This window comes from Amycolatopsis sp. YIM 10, assembly GCF_009429145.1.
GTDB lineage: Bacteria > Actinomycetota > Actinomycetes > Mycobacteriales > Pseudonocardiaceae > Amycolatopsis.
The window spans coordinates 2,016,852-2,034,402 of the sequence record NZ_CP045480.1 but is presented as its reverse complement, the minus strand read 5'-3'; the positions used below and the strand labels follow the sequence as shown (position 1 = coordinate 2,034,402).

17 protein-coding genes and 1 pseudogene are annotated in these 17,551 nt (G+C 70.5%); 9 read left to right on the top strand and 9 right to left on the bottom strand.

The genetic code is table 11. The features are described 5' to 3' along the window. Positions 1-96: 96 nt before the first annotated feature. Entirely contained in the window at positions 97-1,152 is a 1,056-nt protein-coding gene (locus YIM_RS10110; RefSeq protein WP_153030105.1) for a chitinase, read from the bottom strand. 206 nt (positions 1,153-1,358) lie between these two features. Between YIM_RS10110 and YIM_RS10105 the strand changes: the two genes are divergently transcribed. Both YIM_RS10105 and YIM_RS10100 read left to right on the top strand, forming a co-directional pair. Next, positions 1,359-4,370 carry an MASE1 domain-containing protein gene (locus YIM_RS10105; protein ID WP_153030104.1) on the top strand — a complete coding sequence of 1,004 codons (3,012 nt, stop codon included), beginning with the start codon at positions 1,359-1,361 and terminating at the stop codon, positions 4,368-4,370. A gap of 92 nt (positions 4,371-4,462) precedes the next feature. Beyond that, complete coding sequence (locus YIM_RS10100) at positions 4,463-4,903, top strand: STAS domain-containing protein (protein ID WP_194240108.1); 441 nt, start codon at positions 4,463-4,465, stop codon at positions 4,901-4,903. Here the strand turns inward: YIM_RS10100 and YIM_RS10095 are convergent. Continuing rightward, on the bottom strand, positions 4,900-5,769 hold the full coding sequence (locus YIM_RS10095) for an alpha/beta fold hydrolase (protein WP_153030102.1): 870 nt from the start codon (positions 5,767-5,769) through the stop codon (positions 4,900-4,902). The two genes, YIM_RS10100 and YIM_RS10095, sit on opposite strands and share 4 nt — an antisense overlap. Before the next feature lie 151 nt (positions 5,770-5,920). Between YIM_RS10095 and YIM_RS10090 the strand changes: the two genes are divergently transcribed. After that, positions 5,921-6,541, top strand: a complete 621-nt coding sequence (locus YIM_RS10090) for a VCBS repeat-containing protein (protein WP_153030101.1) — start codon at positions 5,921-5,923, stop codon at positions 6,539-6,541. A gap of 27 nt (positions 6,542-6,568) precedes the next feature. Here the strand turns inward: YIM_RS10090 and YIM_RS10085 are convergent, their stop codons facing one another. Both YIM_RS10085 and YIM_RS10080 read right to left on the bottom strand, forming a co-directional pair. Then, complete coding sequence (locus YIM_RS10085; protein ID WP_153030100.1) at positions 6,569-8,197, bottom strand: glycoside hydrolase family 43 protein; 1,629 nt, start codon at positions 8,195-8,197, stop codon at positions 6,569-6,571. A 49-nt stretch (positions 8,198-8,246) separates the two neighbouring features. Beyond that, positions 8,247-8,918 (bottom strand): YitT family protein, encoded by a 672-nt coding sequence (locus YIM_RS10080; RefSeq protein WP_228004656.1) that lies wholly within the window; start codon positions 8,916-8,918, stop codon positions 8,247-8,249. A 62-nt stretch (positions 8,919-8,980) separates the two neighbouring features. On the opposite strand from YIM_RS10080, the gene YIM_RS10075 reads away from it, so the two are divergent. Then, positions 8,981-10,360: a PLP-dependent aminotransferase family protein gene (locus YIM_RS10075; RefSeq protein ID WP_228004655.1), complete on the top strand. Its 1,380-nt coding sequence runs from the start codon at positions 8,981-8,983 to the stop codon at positions 10,358-10,360. 65 nt (positions 10,361-10,425) lie between these two features. Here YIM_RS10075 and YIM_RS10070 read toward each other — a convergent pair whose 3' ends face one another. Both YIM_RS10070 and YIM_RS10065 read right to left on the bottom strand, forming a co-directional pair. Further along, positions 10,426-12,582 carry an MMPL family transporter gene (locus YIM_RS10070; protein ID WP_153030098.1) on the bottom strand — a complete coding sequence of 719 codons (2,157 nt, stop codon included), beginning with the start codon at positions 12,580-12,582 and terminating at the stop codon, positions 10,426-10,428. 6 nt (positions 12,583-12,588) lie between these two features. Next, positions 12,589-13,194 (bottom strand): TetR/AcrR family transcriptional regulator, encoded by a 606-nt coding sequence (locus YIM_RS10065; protein WP_153030097.1) that lies wholly within the window; start codon positions 13,192-13,194, stop codon positions 12,589-12,591. A 117-nt stretch (positions 13,195-13,311) separates the two neighbouring features. Between YIM_RS10065 and YIM_RS10060 the strand changes: the two genes are divergently transcribed. Both YIM_RS10060 and YIM_RS10055 read left to right on the top strand, forming a co-directional pair. Next, on the top strand, positions 13,312-14,514 hold the full coding sequence (locus YIM_RS10060; protein WP_153030096.1) for a cytochrome P450: 1,203 nt from the start codon (positions 13,312-13,314) through the stop codon (positions 14,512-14,514). Positions 14,515-14,593: 79 nt separating this feature from the next. Next, a complete protein-coding gene (locus tag YIM_RS10055; protein WP_153030095.1) occupies positions 14,594-15,112 on the top strand; it encodes a hypothetical protein in 519 nt (172 codons plus the stop codon). Between the two features lie 63 nt (positions 15,113-15,175). Here the strand turns inward: YIM_RS10055 and YIM_RS10050 are convergent, their stop codons facing one another. Beyond that, positions 15,176-15,727 (bottom strand): TetR/AcrR family transcriptional regulator, encoded by a 552-nt coding sequence (locus YIM_RS10050; RefSeq protein WP_194240107.1) that lies wholly within the window; start codon positions 15,725-15,727, stop codon positions 15,176-15,178. Positions 15,728-15,820: 93 nt separating this feature from the next. Here YIM_RS10050 and YIM_RS10045 point away from each other — a divergent pair, with 93 nt between their 5' ends. The 3 genes from YIM_RS10045 to YIM_RS10035 are packed head-to-tail and all read left to right on the top strand — an operon-like array spanning position 15,821 to position 16,913. Continuing rightward, entirely contained in the window at positions 15,821-16,228 is a 408-nt protein-coding gene (locus tag YIM_RS10045) for a DUF2867 domain-containing protein (protein ID WP_153030093.1), read from the top strand. A gap of 46 nt (positions 16,229-16,274) precedes the next feature. Next, complete coding sequence (locus YIM_RS10040; protein WP_153030092.1) at positions 16,275-16,547, top strand: hypothetical protein; 273 nt, start codon at positions 16,275-16,277, stop codon at positions 16,545-16,547. Positions 16,548-16,571: 24 nt separating this feature from the next. Beyond that, positions 16,572-16,913, top strand: a complete 342-nt coding sequence (locus YIM_RS10035) for a cupin domain-containing protein (protein ID WP_153030091.1) — start codon at positions 16,572-16,574, stop codon at positions 16,911-16,913. A gap of 6 nt (positions 16,914-16,919) precedes the next feature. On the opposite strand, the gene YIM_RS49095 is transcribed toward YIM_RS10035, so the two are convergent. Further along, positions 16,920-17,291 carry a TIGR03086 family metal-binding protein gene (locus YIM_RS49095; RefSeq protein WP_228004654.1) on the bottom strand — a complete coding sequence of 124 codons (372 nt, stop codon included), beginning with the start codon at positions 17,289-17,291 and terminating at the stop codon, positions 16,920-16,922. Positions 17,292-17,296: 5 nt separating this feature from the next. Next, positions 17,297-17,503, bottom strand: a pseudogene (locus tag YIM_RS49090) (maleylpyruvate isomerase N-terminal domain-containing protein); the annotation flags it as partial. Positions 17,504-17,551: the final 48 nt, after the last annotated feature.

Sequence of the window (17,551 nt, the reverse complement as noted above, 5' to 3'; positions counted from 1 at the left end):
GCCGCCGCAATTACATACCAACAGGAATGTATCTTTCAAGACCTCGGGCAGGACAAAACCCCCGCGAGCACGCTCACGGGGGTTCTTGCCCGGATCTCAGCGGCCCTGGAGGGCCTTGACGTTGTTCCCGAAGGTCCAGTTCTTCGAACCGTCCCAGTTGATCGACCAGGTCATCAGGCCCTTCAGCCCGCCGGAGTAGCTGTTCCACGCCTGCGCCACGAGTCCGGTCGACATGTACCCGCCACCGGCGCCCGGCTGCGCGGGCAGGCCCGGCACCTGCTTGTCGAACGGCACCCGGATCGTGGTGCCCTGCACCACCAGGCCCTGGTTCAGGCAGTTGGTCTGCGCGGTGAAGCCCTGCACGGTGCCCGCCTGGTAGGAGTCACCGGAGCAGCCGTACATGCTGCCGTTGTAGTACTGCATGTTCAGCCACCACAGCCTGCCGTTGTCCGCGTACTTCTTGATGATCGGCAGGTACGCGCCCCAGATCGAGCCGTAGACCACACTGCCACCGGTGACGTAGGCGGTCTCCGGCGCCATGGTCAGCCCGAAGTTCGACGGCATCTGCGCCAGCACCCCGTCGATGATCCGGATCAGGTTGGCCTGCGACGCCGACGGCGTGCCGATGTTGCCGCTGCCCACCAGGCCGGTCTCGATGTCGATGTCGATGCCGTCGAAGTTGTACTTCTTCAGTATCGGCACGATCGTGGCGACGAACCGGTCGGCCACCGCCGCGGAGTTCAGGTCGATCCCGGCGGTCGCGCCGCCGATCGACATCAGGATGGTGGCGCCGGCCGCCTTCGCCGCGCACATCTCGGCGGGCGTGGCCACCTTCACCGTGGAGTCCATGCCGTCCTCCCACAACACGGTGCCGTCGGAGAGGATCACCGGGAAAGCGGCGTTGAGCACGTTGTACCCGTGGGCCGCGATGCGGGAGTCGGTGATCGGAATCCAGCCGAGCGGTGGGTGCACCCCGTTCGAGGCACCGTCCCAGTTCTCCCAGTACCCCTGCAGCACCTTGCCCGCCGGTTTCGACTTCACCGGACAGGTCTCGGCGCTTTCGGTGGCCGCCGCCGGGGTCAGCAGCGCCAGCGGGGCCGCCAGCAGAGCCGCCAAGGCGACCATGAGCATGCGTGAGCCACGACCGAACATACCCAGCTCCCTATCTCGAAGCGTCGTTGCCACAGCAGAGAACACGGCCGTCGGCCCACGATAACCGCCGGTCCGGCGGGCGCAGTACCTCCTTTCGGATGGTCTAGACCACCGTCCCGCAGCCGGGCGCCGGTCGGGCGTCACCGGAACCGGGTGGGTCTTTGGACCCTAGTCCCGGGTGGCGCGGGGACTTAGCGTCGTCGGTGATGGTTTCCCGATCAGCGCGATGGGCCGCCGCCGTGCTCGCGCTCGCTGCTTGTTACTACCTCGGCGCGCGGCTCGGCCTGGAGTTCGCGCTGGTGCGCGGCCAGGTCGCCCCGCTGTGGCCGTCGACCGGGCTGGCGGTGGCCGCGATGCTGCGCTTCGGCGTCCGCCTGTGGCCGGGGGCGCTGCTCGGTTCGCTGGCCGCCAACGCACCGCTCGGGCCCTCCCCGCTCGCCGTGCTCGGCATCGCCGCGGGCGCGGCCGCGGCACCGGCGGTGGCCGTGCTGCTGTTGCGCCGCGCCGGGTTCCGGACCGAGCTGGCCCGGCTGCGCGACGTGATGTCGCTGGTGTTGTTCGGCGCGGTGGCCGGAATGGCGATCAGCGCCACCGTCGGCGTCGGCACCCTGGTGGCCACCGGTGCGATCCCGCGCGAGCAGGGGCTCACCGCCTGGTCGGTGTGGTGGGCGGGCGACGCCACCGGGCTGCTGGTCTTCGCGCCCGCACTGCTCGCGCTCTCCACCGCGCACCTCGTGCGCTGGCACCGGATCACCGCCGCGCAATGGATACAGGCCGTCCTGCTGACCACCGGCACGTTCGCACTGGCGGCCGCGGTGGCCGCCGGTCAGGTGCCGTGGCTGTTCATCATCTTCCCGATGGTGATCTGGAGCGCCTGGCGCCTCGGCCTCGCCGTGGTCTCCCTCTGCCTGGTCATCGCCACCAGCGGCACCACCATCGCCGCCGCGCTCGGCGCCGGGCCGTTCGCCGGGCAGGACCTGCTCAACCGGATGGTGCTGCTGCAGTCGTTCAACGGCGCGCTCGTGCTGACCGGGCTGCTGCTCGCCGCCGCGGCCGCCGAGCAGCGGGTGGCCACCGCGACCAGCGAACGGGCGGGCGCCGAACTGGAGGCAAGGGTCACCGAGCGGACGGCGATGTTCACCGAGGCCGAGCGCGTCGGCCGGGTGGGCAGCTGGGAACGCGACCTGACCACCGACGCGGTGACCTGGAGCGACCAGATGTTCCGGCTCTACGGCCTGGTCCCCCGCTCGCGCGAACTGGACTACCGCACGTTTCTCGCGCACGTGCACCCCGACGACCGCGAAACCGTCATCGCCACCAACGAACAGGCGTTGCGCGACCACCTCGACACCGAACTCGCGCACCGGGTGGTGTGGCCGGACGGCACCGTCCGCTGGCTCAACCGCCGGGCCAGCCTGGTGGTCGACGAGTCCGGCGTCGCGCGGAAGATGGTCGGCACCGCGCAGGACATCACCGCGGCCAGGGCGGCCGCGGCGGAAACCCGGCTCCTGCTCGAATCCGGCACCGATGCCATCGTCGGCTTCGACACCGCCGGGGTGGTGACACTGGCCAACGAGCGCGCGGCGGACCTGTTCGGCGAACTCACCGGCCGGCGCATCGAACGGGCCTTGCCGGAACTGGAAACCGACCGGGCCGTCCAGGGCGCCGAGGTGACCGGCAAGCGCCACGACGGCACGGAGTTCCCGGCGGAGGTCACGCTGCGCCCGCTGTCCACGGCCGAAGGCGCGTTCGGCGGCACGGTCGCCGTGGTCGTGGTCCGCGACATCACCCGCCGCAAGGAAGCCGAAAAAGCCCGGCGCCAGCTGCAGGACGAGCACCGGCGCCGCCAGCAGGCACTGGAGATCAACGACAACGTCATCCAGGGATTGTCGGCCGCGCTCTACGCACTGGATTCCGGCGAGTCCGAGCGGGCGGTGCGCACGTTGCGGCGGACTCTCGACACCGCGCGGGAAACCATGCGGAACCTGCTGCACGAAAGCACCGGCATCGCGCCGGGTGATCTGGTGCGACAGCAACCCGCCGCGCTCGCCCCACCGGCCAATCCCGCGACCGATCCGCGCCCCGCCGCTTCCGCGCCGGTCACCGCGGTCATCGCCGACGACAGCCGCGAGGTCCGGTTCGCCCTGCGCGCGCTGCTGGAATCGTTGCAGGGCATCAGCGTCGTCGGTGAGGTGGCCGACGGCATCGAGGCGGTGCGCATCGCCACCGACCGGCAACCCGACGCGATGCTGCTCGACCTCGCCATGCCGCGCATGGACGGGCTCGAGGCGCTGCCGCTGATCCTCGCGGCCTCACCGGGCACCAAGGTCATCGTGGTCTCCGGGTACGGCCGCGACCAGGTCGCCGAGCAGGCGCTGCGCCTCGGCGCCACCGCGTACGTGGAGAAGGGCGGCTCGACCCGGCTGCTGGCGAACCTGCTGGCCGACCTGTTCTCCGAAATCAGCCGTGAACGGACGGAACTGCCACCGGCCCCGTCCGCCGACGACCACCCCGGCCTGGACCAGCAGACCGAGCTGGCGGTGACCTGCGCGCACGAACTGCGCAATCCCATCACCGGGCTCACCAGCATCACCCAGCTGCTGCTGGAGCAGACCGACCGGATGCCGTCCGCGACCGTCCACAAGCTACTCGGCACGATGGCGCGCAGCCTGCGTCAGCTGGACCGGCTGGTGCAGGACCTCGCCGACGCCGGGCGCATGCTCTCCGGCGACCTGGAACTGCTGCTGGAAACCACCGATCTCGGCGAGCTGGCGCGGACAGTGGTCGGCGAACTGCCCGACCTCACCGAGGACCACCCGGTGGAGCTGCTGGCGGAGACGGGCGTGGTGGCCGGGGTCGACCCGTTCCGCATCCGGCAGGTGCTGGTGAACCTGCTGGGCAACGCGGCGAAGTTCAGCCCGCCGGGCAGCCCGATCCGGCTCGCGCTCACCGTCGACGGCGACCACGTCGAGATCGCCGTCACCGATCGCGGTCCCGGGGTGCCCGCCGAGCACCGCGACCGGCTCTTCGGCAAGTTCGAACGGCTCGGCAGCACCCAGAAGGGCACCGGTCTCGGCCTGTACATCTCGAAGGAGATCGCCCGGTCGCACCACGGCGATCTGGTGCTGGCCGACAGCAGTCCCGACGGCAGTACGTTCGTGCTTTCACTGCCGATCGTGCTCAGCGGGCAGTGGCCGGAGAATGCACTAGAAACCTAAGCCCTCGTCACCATGCCGCCCCTGCGCGCCAGGCGCATAATTGGGCGACCAGGGGGCAGTGCCCCCCGTCGGGCAGACGCGAGGAGCACACCTTGCCAACGGCCGGAGACGTCTACATCACCCTCCGCGTCCACCGGAGCGGAGTGGTCATCGGCAGCGTGACCGGTGATGTCGACTGGCTCGGCGCACCCACGCTCGGCCGGTTCCTGGCCAAGCGCATCGCCGCCCGCGAAGACTTTGTGCTCGATCTGCGCGGGCTCGGCTTTCTCGGTGCGGCGGGCCTGGCGACGCTGCTGGAAGCGGCGGGCGCGGCCGCCGAGGAGAACGTTTCCTGGGCGATGGTGACCTGGGGACCGGTGGTGAACCGGGTGATCGTGGCGATCGGGGTGAGCACCGTGCTGCCGACCCACCCCACCCTGTGCGAAGCGCTCGCCGACGTCCAGGCCGGCCGGAAGCGGCTCGACCGCGCACCCGCCAGAACGGCACGGCGCGCGTTGTTCGCCAGTTCGGGCTGGCGCCCGCCACCCGCCTAAGCGTCGAACCAGCGGAGCACCCGCTTGGCCACCTCGTCCGGCTGCTCCAGGTGCAGGAAATGCCCGGCGTTGCGGAGAACCGCCACGTCGGAGCCGGGAGCCAGACCGCGGTTCGCCTGCTCGAAGTGCTCGACGGCGATGCAGCCGTCGTCCGCGCCCGCCATCACCAGCAACGGCTTGCCCGCGGCGCCTTCGCTGCGGCCACCGAAGTCCACCAGCGCCGGATCGTGCCTGCTGGGGTCGAAGTTCGCCCGGTAGATCTCCAGCGAGTTCGCGATGAAGCGCTCGTCGCCGTACATGCGGTGGATGCGCTCGCGGTGCTCCGGCGACATGGTCAGTCCCGGCGACCAGGTGGCCCACAGGTAGTCGATCAGCCGTCGGTCGAGCTGGAGCACCGTCTCGGCGATTCCCTCGACGGTGAACATCCACAGGTAGAACAGCCGTTTCTGCTGCGCGGGGTCGTGCAGCGCGGCGGTCAGCGTCGCGGGCGGCGGCACCGCCATCGTCACCCCGCGGCGCAGGGTTTCCGGCCACGCCGCGGCCACCCGCCCCACCGCGCCCGCGCCGATGTCGTGCCCGATCATGTCCACGCCGTCCGGGTCGAGCGCGCGGGCGACGGCCGCGGCGTCGGCGGCGAAGGTGAGGCTGCCGCCGTAGGGCAGTTCGTCCGCGGTGTCCGGGTGGAAGCCGCGCAGGTACGGCGCGACCACCCGCCTGCCCGCAGCGACCAGCCGCTCGGCCAGCGGTTCCCAGGTGGCCGGGTGATCGGGGAACCCGTGCCAGCACACCACCACCGGCCCGTCGCCGGCAGCCAGCGCGGGGAAGTCGAGTCGCTCGGTCCTGACCACGATCTCCTCGAAGTCCATGCGATCAGCCTAGCGTTGTCCGATTGTGACCTGGGTCACAAATGGCCAACTGGTGGCTTTCTCGCACATCTACCAAGTGTCAGGGGAATCAATCACCACAACAGTCTCCAATGGACAGTCCTAAGAAGACTTACCAGGTATAGGGGGAAAAATGCGTACCCACATCAGGATCCGCGGTACCGCCGCCGCACTGCTGGCGCTGGCCGCGGTGCCCGCGCTGGCCGGAACCGCTTCGGCGGCCGACTCGGGAGTCACCGCCGACTTCAACGGGGACGGCAAGGCGGACACCGCGGCGCTGGCAAGCACCGGCGATCCCGCTGTGCAGCAGCTGGTGTTCAACGTCGACGGCACCACCAGCACCATCACACTGCCCGCCGATCCGGCGGCCGGCCCGCAGGAGCCGCGGGTCACCGACATCAACGGCGACGGCCGCGCCGAGGTGCTGGTCACCTTCTCGCGCGGGGCGAACACCGACTTCAGCACCTTCGTCGAGCTGGGCCCGGACGGCCCGCGCACGCTCACCGGACCCGACGGCACGCGGTTCGACGTCACCGAAGGCGGCGGGATCGCCGCGCGCCTCGGCTACGAATGCGCGTCCAACGCCGAAGGTGGCCGCGACCTGATCACCTTGGGTGCTACCAGGATCGACACCGGCAACGGCGGCGAACTCGTCTACGAAGGCCAGCGCACCCGTTACGCCGTCGAGAACGGCACCTCACCGAGGTCGACACCTACAACTTCGCCGGCGCGGGCCAGGACGACCCGGTACTGAGGACGGACCCGGCCGGCTGCGCCTGACTCAGCGGCTGAGCACCGGCACGGTGGTTCGCGCGCGGGAGACGTCGGCGTAGCTGTTGTCGGCGCGCAGGCGCTGGTAGCCGATTTCCAGCAACGCGGCACCGGGCCGGTGCATGGTCACTTCGACCCGGCCTCCGGTGACCGCCACCGTGCCCGCGTTCGCCGGGATCAGCTTGGCGCGCAGGCGGTTCAGCGGATTGGCCAGGTCGAAGGCCGCGCCCGGCGCGCTGCGCACGGTCACCTCGGTACCGCCCGCCACCCCAGGGCGCAGGCGCAGCAGGCGTTCGCCGGTGCGGACGCCGAGCGGGCCGACCCCGGCGGGCATCGGCTGGTCGGCGGTGGTCAGGTCGATGGCGAGCGGACCGGCCACCCGCATCCGCGAGCTGTACAGGCGCCGGTTGTCCGTTGTGGACGGACGGCCGTGGTGCACGTAGAACTGCTCGGAACCGTCCGGGGAAGCGGTGATGCTGCCGTGGCCGGTGGAGTACACGCCCTGCGCCGGGTCCTGCGCCAGCACCGGGTTCGCCGGGCTCTTGCGCCACGGCCCGAGCGGGCTGTCCGCCGTCGCGTACCCGACGCCGTAGTGCTCGTTCTCGTAGTTGTTCGCCGAATAGGTCAGGCGGTAGACCGGTTTGCCGTGCTCGTCGGTGGTGCGCACGGTGGTCGATCCCTCGGCCCAGCGCCGGTCCTTCTTCGCACCACCGGTTTTCGCGTAGTCGTCGACGTGCGCGTTCTCCCAGGACTGCTTGTCCGAGCCGTAGTCCAGGATCGGGGCGAAGCCGTCCTTGCGGGTGCCCGGCGGATCGGCCGGATCGAGATTGGCGTCGCGGTAGGACGGGGCGATCGCCGGTTTGGTCCTGCCCTCGGGGTCGTGCCACCAGTCATCGGTCAGCTCGACCGCGTAGATGTTGGACTCTTCGACGTACTTGCCCAGATCGGTGTCCCACACCCAGTTCCGGTAGGCGTTGCGGGAGAAGTAGAGGTAGATCCGGCCGTCCGCGTCGAAGAAGACGTTGGGGTCGATGAACGGGAGGTAGGTGCCCAGCGGCGCGCTCTGGCCCTCTTCCAGCGTGGCGGGCGGCTTCTTCTGCGCGGCGTCCATGATCAGGTTGACGTCGTGGTAGTCCGGGTCGAACGGGTGGTAGTCCAGCGGCCCCGGCGCGACGTCGCGGAACGGACCGGCCGGTGAGTTCGCCACCGCGACGCCCACCTTCGACGGCTCCTCGAAGTCCGCGTACTTGAAGTGCTCGGCCACGTTCCGGTTCATCCGGCCCGAGTAGAAGAAGTAGTACAGCCCGGTTTTCTCGTTGTGGTACAGCTCCGGCGCCCAGAACCAGTCGTGCGCCCACGTCCCCGCCTTGCCCGCTTCGAGCGCGCCGCCGGGCAGGTGCTCCCAGGTGGCCAGGTCCGGCGAGCGGTAGATGCCGAAGTGGTAGCCGGGATCGGCGCCTTCGGTCGAATAGGCGTAGTAGTACCCGCTGGCGCGATCGAAGTGGACGAACGGATCGGCGCCAGGAGTGGCCGCGTTGTTGAAGTACGTGGGTGGCTTCGAGGACGACACCGTCGCCGCGGCGGGCGACGCCCCCGCCAGCAACAGCAGGCCGACCAGGAAAAGGACGCTCTTCCGCACGGCCGACCTCTGTTTCCTGTTGTTGGTTCTTGTCGATTGTCGGGTATTTTCAGCCGCCCTTCTCGGGCTTGTCAAGGTGGTCGCCGGGCAGCCGGACCGTGGTGAGGCGCAGGAACTGCTGCACCAGTGGTCCCATCGCCAGCGCGATCACCAGGGTGCCGAAGCCCGCGGTACCGCCGAGGGCCCAGCCGATGGCCAGCACCACCACCTCGATCGCGGTGCGCACCAGCCAGATCGGCTTGCCGCTGACCCGCACGGCCCCGGTCATCAACCCGTCGCGCGGGCCGGAACCGAAGCGCGCGCCGAGATAGACCGCGTCGAAGAAGGTGAGCATGACCAGTCCGAGCAGGAAGTAGGCCAGGCGCGGGCCGAGCGAGTCCGGCACCGGCAGGAACCAGACCGCGAAATCCGCCGACAGGCCGACCAGCAGCACGTTCAGCAGGGTGCCCAGGCCGGGCAGCTCCCGGAGCGGGATCCAGAAGAGCAACACGGCCACCGCGATCAGGTTGGTGGCCCAGCCGAAGCTCAGCCCGGTGCGCTCGGAGACGCCTTCCGCGAGCACGCTCCAGCTGGACGCGCCGAGGCCGGACTCGACCAGGAAGGTGACGGAAATGCCGTACCCGACCAGGCCGGCGACAAGTTGCGGAAGGCGGCGGAGTTTCTTCCCGGCGCGGAGTTGCTCCCCCGCGGTCATCCGCCGGGCCACGGACTGCGTGCTCATACCGGCGATCTTGGTCGACATCTGGCCTTGTCAGAAAGGGCCAGATCGAGAACGCTGGCCCGGTGCACACCAGCAGCCACAACCTCGCCCGCCTGCTCGGTGACTTCTCGGCCGGGCCGGGACCGGCGCACCGGCGGCTCAGCGACCTGGTCCGCCTGCTCATTCTCGACGGCAGGCTGCCGCTGGACACCGCGCTGCCCGGTGAGCGCGACCTCGCCGCCGCGCTCGGGATCAGCCGCACCACGGTTTCCACCGCCTACGCCACGCTGCGCGAACAGGGCTACCTCAGCACCCGCGACCGGGCACGCGGGCGGACGCGGGTGCCGCCGGGCAAGCAGGAGGATCCGGGTGTCGCCGGGCCGGACCTGATCGACTTCTCGCACGCGGCCTCCCCCGCACCGGGCGAGGCGTTGCACCGCGCGTACACGCGGGCGCTGGACCGGCTCCCCCGCTACCTGCCGCGCCACGGCTACAACCCGGCCGGGCTGCCCGAACTGCGCGAAGCCGTCGCCCGGCGGTACACCGACCGCGGTCTGCCCACCGATCCGGCGCAGATCCTGGTCACCAACGGCGCCCAGCACGCGTTCAGCCTGCTGGTCCGGACCACCGTGCGCCCGCGCGACCGGGTGGTGACCGAGCACCCGAGCTATCCGCACGCGCTGGGTGTGCTCCGGACGGCGGGCTGCCGGATCACGCCGGTCGCGCTCACCGAAGACGGCTGGAACGTCGACGGTCTGGTCGAGGCCGCCCGCGGCGCGGCAATGACGTTCCTGATCCCGGACTTCCACAATCCGACGGGGCAGGTCATGTCCGAAGTGGACCGTTCGCGGCTGCGGCTCGACGGACGGCTGGTGGTCGACGAGACGATGAGCGAGCTGGCGCTGGACACCCCACCGCCGACGCCGATTTCGGGTGCCGTCTCGATCGGCTCGGCGGCCAAGACCTTCTGGGGTGGCTTGCGAATCGGCTGGCTGCGCGGGGACCGCGCACTGGTGCGGCAGCTGGCGCAGGCGCGCGCGGGCACCGATCTCGGGACGCCGGTGGTGGAACAGCTCGCCTGCGCGGAACTGCTCGGGGAGATCGACCAGGTGCTGCCGGGCAGGCTGGCCGAGCTGCGGGAGCGCCGGGCCCTGTTGCTGGGGCTGGTCGCCGAGCACCTGCCGGACTGGACGGTGGGCCGGCCGCTCGGCGGGTTGTCCGTGTGGGCGCGGCTGCCCGAGCCGGTCAGCTCGGCACTGGCGGCGGTGGCCCCGCAGTTCGGCGTGCACCTGGCGGCGGGCCCGCGCTTCGGCGTCGGCGGCGCCTTCGAACGATTCGTGCGGCTGCCGTACACATTGGCCGCGGAGCCGATGACCGCCGGGATCAGGGGCATCGCGGCCGCCCTTTCCGCCGTCCGATCAGGCCGCCGAGCCGACACCGCACCCGCCGCTCCCCTGGCCTGAACGCCGTGAAGGTGGCTCTCACAGCAATTTCGCTGTGAAAGCCACCTTCACGGCATCCGCGGGAGCTAGGCGTTGACGGTTTCGCGTTCCCTGGGCTTCGGGCGCTCCTCGGTGAGGGCGGTGCCTTCGACGTCGAGCACCGGCAGCCACCGCAGCCACGACGGCAGCCACCACGCGCGTTCCCCGAGCAGCGCCAGCGCGGCGGGCACCAGCACCATCCGCACCACGAAGGCATCCGCGAGAATGCCGATCGCCAGCGCGAACGCGATGGACTTGATCGCCGGTTCCCCGGCGGGCACGAAGCCCGCGAACACGAAGAACATGATCAGCGCCGCGGCGACCACCACCGGCGCCGCCTGCTTGAAGCCGGTGACGATCGCGTCCTTCGGCGACGCCCCGCGGTGGTGCGCCTCGTGCATCCGCGACACCAGGAAGATCTGGTAGTCCATGGCCAGGCCGAACAGGATGCCGATCACCAGGATCGGCGTCAGGCTGATCAGCGGCCCCGGCGCGTCCAGGTTGACCGCGTCGCCGAGCCAGCCCCACTGGAACACCGCGACCGTCGCGCCGAGCGACGCGCCGACGGTGAGCAGGAAGCCGAGCACACCGACCAGCGGCACCAGCAGCGAGCGGAACACCAGGATCAGCAGGAGCAGGGCCAGGCCGACCACGATCACCAGGTAGATCGGCAGCGCCTCGTCGAGCGAGACCGCGACATCCACGCTCACCGCGGTGGCGCCGGTGACCGAGGCGTCGACCCCGTCCAGACCGGCCAGGTAGTCGCGCAGATCGGAGACCAGGTGCTCGGTGTCCTCACTGGTGGGCCCGGATTCCGGGATCACCGTGAGCATGGCGGGCATGCCCGGGGGCCCCGGCTTCGGCGGCACCACCATCGCGGTGTCACCGATCGCGTCGATCGGGCCGACCGCCCGCATGGCCTGCTGACTCGCCTGGGGGCCTTCGAACAACACGATCAGCGGCCCGTTGACCCCGGCCCCGAACGCGTCGGTGAGCAGCGCCTCGGCCCGCTCCTGCGTGCTCTCGGCAGGCGGGATCTGCACCAGCGTGGTGCGCATCTGGGTGACCGGCAGCGCGATCGCGCCGAGGCCGATGATCGCCAGCAGCAGCACCGAAACCCGGCGCTTGGTGACGGTGCCGATCCAGCCGCCGTAGAACTTGCTCTCGGCCTCCGCCTCGGCGGGGGCTTCGCGCTGCTTGCGCGGCAGCGCGCGCTTGCCGAGGAAACCGAGCACCGCGGGCACCAGGGTCAGCGCGACCAGCACCGCGACCACGATGGTGGCGGCCGCGGCCACACCCATCTGGGTCAGGAACGGGATGCCGACCACGATCAGCCCGAGCAGCGCGATGATCACCGTGATGCCCGCGGTCAGCACCGCCGAACCGGCCGTGCCGACCGCGGTACCGATCGCGGTGGGCACGTCCTTGCCCTCGCGCAGTTCATGTCGATAGCGGTTGATGATGAACAAGGCGTAGTCGATGCCGACGGCCAGGCCGAGCATGCCGGCCAGCGCCGAGGTGGTCGACTGCAGATCCATGAACCCGGTGGCGATGGTGATGCCCAGCACGCCGATGCCCACGCCGACCGCCGCGGTCAGCAGGTTCATCCCGGCCGCCACCAGCGAGCCGTAGGTCAGCGCGAGGATCACCAGCGCCAGCACCACGCCGATGGCCTCGGTGGCGCCGCCGATGTGCGGCGCGGCCATGGTGGCCTCACCCTTCACCTCGGCGGTGAAGCCACCGGCCCGTGCCTGGTCGACCGCGGCGAACAGGGCGTCCTGGTCGGCGGTGCTCACCCCGCCCGGCGGCGCGGAGTAGCTCACCGTGCTGTAGGCGGTGTCCTGGTCCGGGTTGACCGCGGGAGCCGCCGGGTCCAGCGGGTTGCTGGCGCCGACCGCGCCCGGCAGCGTGTTCAGCTTCGCCACCAGGCCGCCGACCACCTGCGCGTTCTCCGGCGTGGTCAGCTTCTGCCCCTCGGGGGCCTTGATCACCACCTGCGCGGAGGCGCCACCGCCCCCGGCGCTCTTGATCTTTTCCAGCGCCGTGGTGGATTCCTGGCCGGGAATGGAGAAGTTGTTGGTGGTGGTGCCGGACAGGGTCAGTGCCCCGACCCCGGCGCCGACCAGTACGACGAGCCAGATCAGGACCACGGCCAGCCGGCGCCGCTGGGCGGCCAAGCCGAGCCGGTACAACAGACGTGCCATCGGGAATCAGGCCTCCACCTGGTCGTGACGGGAAGTGGCGGGCGACGGGCTTCGGTGGCCGAGCGCGTCCGCACAGGTCGCGATGATCAGTGGCCGCCACGCGGTTTTCTCACCGTGCTCGTTGGCGGCCAGGGTGAGCACAGCCAGCGCGCTGAGCGCGCCGATGACCCGCACGACCCGCTCCGGCGGGTCGGCGGCCACCGTGTCGACGGCGGTGTCGACGGCGAAGATCTGCGAGACGAACATGTCTTCCGCGTCGAGCGCGGACTCCGCGTCCGGCGAGGTCACCGTGCGGAAGGCCAGGGCCACCAGCCCCGGCCGGTCCAGCGCGATGTCGGTGAGCAGTTCGAGTGCGCGCAGGTCGCGCTCCCGGCCCGGCGGCAGCGCCGCCAGCCGGTCGACCACGCGCCTGCCCTGCTCGCGGGCGACATCGTGCGCCGCGGTGTAGAGCGCTTCCTTGTTCGGGAAGTGGTGCAGCAGTCCGGCTTTGGACAGGCCGACCGCGTCCGCCACGGCCTTCAGCGAGGTCTGGGCGAACCCGTGCTGGGCGAACAGGGCGGAGGCGCGATCGAGGATCTCCGCGTCCGCCTGCTGCCGGAAGGGTCGGGCCATGGTGATCACCGTACCGAGTTACCGACCGAACTGGTCGGTAAACCGACCGACGTCACATCTCAAGCAAGCGACTGACTTAATGGTTAGGATGTGACCGGTACGGAGAGGAGCCGGGTGATGGCCACCAGAAACGTTTCGGAAGTGCGGTCCTACCCCTTCAGCGAGCCCGAACGGCTCGAGACCGAACCGCTGTTCCGCACGCTGCGCCAGGAAGAACCGTTGAGCCGGGTCCGGCTCCCCTACGGCGAACCGGCGTGGCTGGCGACGCGGTACGAGGACGTCAAGGTGGTGCTCGGCGACCCGCGGTTCAGCCGCGCGGCGAGCGTCGGCCGCGACGAACCGCGCATGCGCGCCCACCTTCCCCCGCCCGGCAACATCCTCAGCATGGACCCGCCGGACCACAGCAGGCTGCGGCGGCTGGTCACCAAGGCGTTCACCGTGCGCAGCGTGGAACGCCTGCGCCCGCGCGCGCAGGAGATCGCCGGCGGACTGGTCGACGCGATGCTGGCCAAGGGCTCACCCGGCGATCTGGTCGCCGATTTCGCGCTGCCGCTGCCGATCACGGTCATCTGCGAACTGCTCGGCGTGCCGTACGAGGACCGGGCCGACTTCCGCCTGTGGTCCGACGCCTTCCTGTCCACCACGAAGTTCCCGCCGGAGCAGGTGGCCGAGTACGTGGAGCGGATGCGGGAGTACATGGCCGGGCTGATCGCGCAGCGCCGGGAGCGGCCGACCGACGACCTGCTCGGCGCGATGACCCTGGCGCGGGACAACGACGATCGACTGTCCGAAGAGGAACTGCTGTCGCTGGCGCAGGCGCTGCTGGTGGCCGGGCACGAGACCACGGCGTCGCAGATCCCCAACTTCGTCTACGTGCTGCTGACCCATCCCGACGAGCTGGCGCGGCTGCGCGCCGATCTCGGGCGGGTGCCGCAGGCGGTCGAGGAGCTGATGCGGTACGTGCCGCTCGGCATCGGCGCCGGCATCGCCCGGTACGCACTGGAGGACATCGAACTCGGCGGGGTGCTGGTGCGCGCCGGGGAGCCGGTGCTGCCCGCGCTGGCCTCGGCCAACCGCGACGAGTCGAAGTTCACCGAGCCGGACCGGCTCGACCTGTCCCGCGACGAGACCTCGCACGTCGGGTTCGGGCACGGCGCCCACCACTGCCTCGGCGCGCCGCTGGCCCGCATGGAACTCCAGGTGGCGCTGGAAACCCTGCTGCGGCGGCTGCCGGGACTGCGGTTCGCCGATGCGGACGTGGAGTGGAAGGACGGGCTGGCCACCCGCGGTCCGACCGTGCTGCCGGTCGACTGGGACTGACCGGCTCGGGGCTTGTGCGGATTGACCGCAAGCTGCCGTTTTCGCCGTCGCGGGCGCCGGATTTCCTACCCTCGGTGGCATGCGAAGGTGGTGGCCGCTGGGCCTGTTGCTCGTCGCCGGTTGTGGTGCGGACCCGGCTCCCGTCTCGGAGGCTCCTGTTTCCGCGCCGGAGTCCGCCGAGGTGACGGCCGCCGACGGCCGCGACTACGCGGCCTGCGCCGACGGCACCTGCGAGGTGCTGGTGTCCGGACCCGCCGAGATCGCGCTGGGCGGCACGGCCGGGATCAGCAAGCTCGTGGTGCGGGCCGTGGAAGACAACGGCATCCGCTTCGAAACCCAGGGCGAGGGCACGAGTTCCGGGAGCCTGTCGACGAACTGCGTTTCGACCTTCTACGAAAACGGCGGCGGTTCCTCGTGCAGCACGGCTCCGCGCGAAGCCCCGTCGCCGACGGACGGTGTGGTCGCACTGCAACTCGCTTCGGTGCGCGACGGCACCGCCGTCCTGCGCGTGGTCTCCGGCAAACCGGGCCCGCCACCGGCTTCACTCGTCCCGCGCATCCCCACCTTCGAAATCCCCAAGCCCCCGTTCGGTTACTGAATGCGGTACAACCCGCACGATCCGTGGTGGTACCCGGAAGACCCCGGCGGCCGCTGAGCCGGGTCAGCGGTTCAGGAGCAGGGCGGCGGCTCGCTTCAGTACTTCGGCGCGGGTGCGGCCCTGATGGTCGGCGACCAGGAAGTGCTCCCCGATCGCCACGCAGAAGGCCAGCGTGCTCCGCGCTTCCACCTCGTCCGGATCGTCGCAGAAGGTGCCGATCATTTCCCGCAGCAGGTCCATGCGCCGGTTGTCCACGCGCCGCAGCCGGTCCGCGACCGCCGGGGCGCGGCGTGCCCAGTTCCGCACGGCGAGATCGATGGGCAGCAGCCGATCGCTGGAGAAGGTGAGCACCCCGGCCCGGTGGGCCTTCACCTTCGGGTCCCCGCCCTCGCGCTCGATCCGTTCGAGCACCTCGTCCGTGCTCTCCCGTTCCCAGGTGTCCAGCATCGCCTCGAGCAGGGCGTCGCGGTCGGTGAAGTAACCGTAGAAACCGCCCTTGGTGACACCGAGCCGTTTCGCCAGCACCTCGACCCGAACGGCGTCCACACCGTCGGCCGCGAGCACCCGCAAGCCCTCTTCGATCCACCGGTCCCGCGGCGTGCGCGCAGCGCCCACGACGTGTCCCACCTCACTTCCCGACAGATATACGCACCCGTATAAAACGGGCTAGCCTGCATCTTGTACGCCATCGTATAGAACGGAGCAGGTATGGAAACCGTGCTACCCGGCGCCCACTACACCGACACGTTCAGCCGTCCCATCAACGAGACCGCCACGCCCGAGCAGTGGGCCAGAGCCCTCTTCGGCGACGTCCCCGGTCCGGGCGCCCGCCTGATCTGGCGCGGGTTGCTCGGACTGCGCCTCAGCCGCGGGCCGTCCGCGGAAACCGTGGCGGGCTGGCGGATCGCCGAGCGCGGCGACGACTGGATCCGGCTGGAGACCACGTCGTGGTTCCTGACGGCGAACCTGCTGGTCACAGCCGCCGACGACCGGCTCACCCTGAGCACCTACCTGCGCTACGACCGCCGGATCGGATACCTGGTCTGGCCACCGCTGTCCGCTGTGCACCGCCGCCTGGCACCCGGCCTGCTCCGCGACGCGAAACTCCGACCGTGAAGTTCCCCTTGACCTCGACCAAAGTGAAGGTTCTACCGTCAGGGGCGTGATCGTCACCATCGCCAGGGCCAGCGACCCCGATCGATTCCTGGAGATCTTCAGGACAATCGGCGCGGAGAAGCGGCGGCAGCACGGCTGCCGGAGTGCCCGGGTCTACTTCGATCCCGAGGACCCGCACCGGGCGTGGTCCGTCTTCGACTGGGACGCCGAGGACTACGAGGGATTTCTCGCGGACCCCGAGATCCCGGAAATCGCCCGGCAGCTCGGGCTCGAAGCACCGCCCGTGCACGCCACCGCCGCGCTCGAACTCGACGCCTGACCACCACGCCGGAAGAGGTCCGCCATGGCAGGCACGCCCTCGCGACCACGCCGATTCAGCTCGACGATCGGCGACGACGCCCTCCGGTTCGGCGACCGGATCCTCATCGCTCCCGCCCTCGGCAAGGAAGCCGGAGAGTCGATGAGTGCCTACACCTCCTTTCTCCACGCCGGAGCACGCGCCGAGTTGCCCGCTCCCTACGCGGAGATCTGGGTGGTGCTCAGCGGAGCGCTGCGAGTGGGCGCCGGGAACGACGCCGTGACGGTGCGCGCGGGCGACTTCGTGCACGTTCCCGAGCAGGCGCCCGGAATTGTCGAGGCCATTGAGGACACCACCATGGTCTGCGTGTCGGTGCCCGCTCATTGACGGCCGCTACGGTTGGCGACCCAGGTAGGCGGCCAGCCGGGTGTACACGTCGGCGTTTTCGGACACCTGCACGATCGGCCCGAACGGACCCTGCTCACTGCGTTCCTCGGGCGGCGCGAACTTCGTGAACGCTTCGAGCGCCTGGACGGCGAGGTCGGGTTCGAGATCGTCGAGCCGCCCGGTGGCGTGCGCGAGATCCCAGGAATGAGCGGTGAATTCGTGGGTGTAGGCGTCCAGTGCCGCCCGGCCGGGCATGGTGGCCCACGGCAGGGTGACCAGGCGATCGAGCATCGCGGGATCGGCCCACGCCCGCTCCACCTCGCCGCGTGCCTCGCTGAACGCGCTCCCCCAGCCGTCGTCGGCGATGCCGTCGACCACGTCGGGGAGGTCGCGCGCGTCTCCACGGCACTGACGCGGACCAGCTTGTGCAGCACCGCGATCAGGTGCCCGAGCAGTGCGCGGACGTCGTAGTCGGCACAGGGCGTGCGGTTGCCCAGCTCACCGGGGCGTACGGCGGCGATCTGCCGGGCGGTCTGCTCCAGAGCTTGGGCGAAGAGCGGGCGTGGGTCGTGCACCGTATGCGCTGTCATGGCGGCGACACTAGGACGGCACCCCGACAGTTTCGCCGCCATGACAAC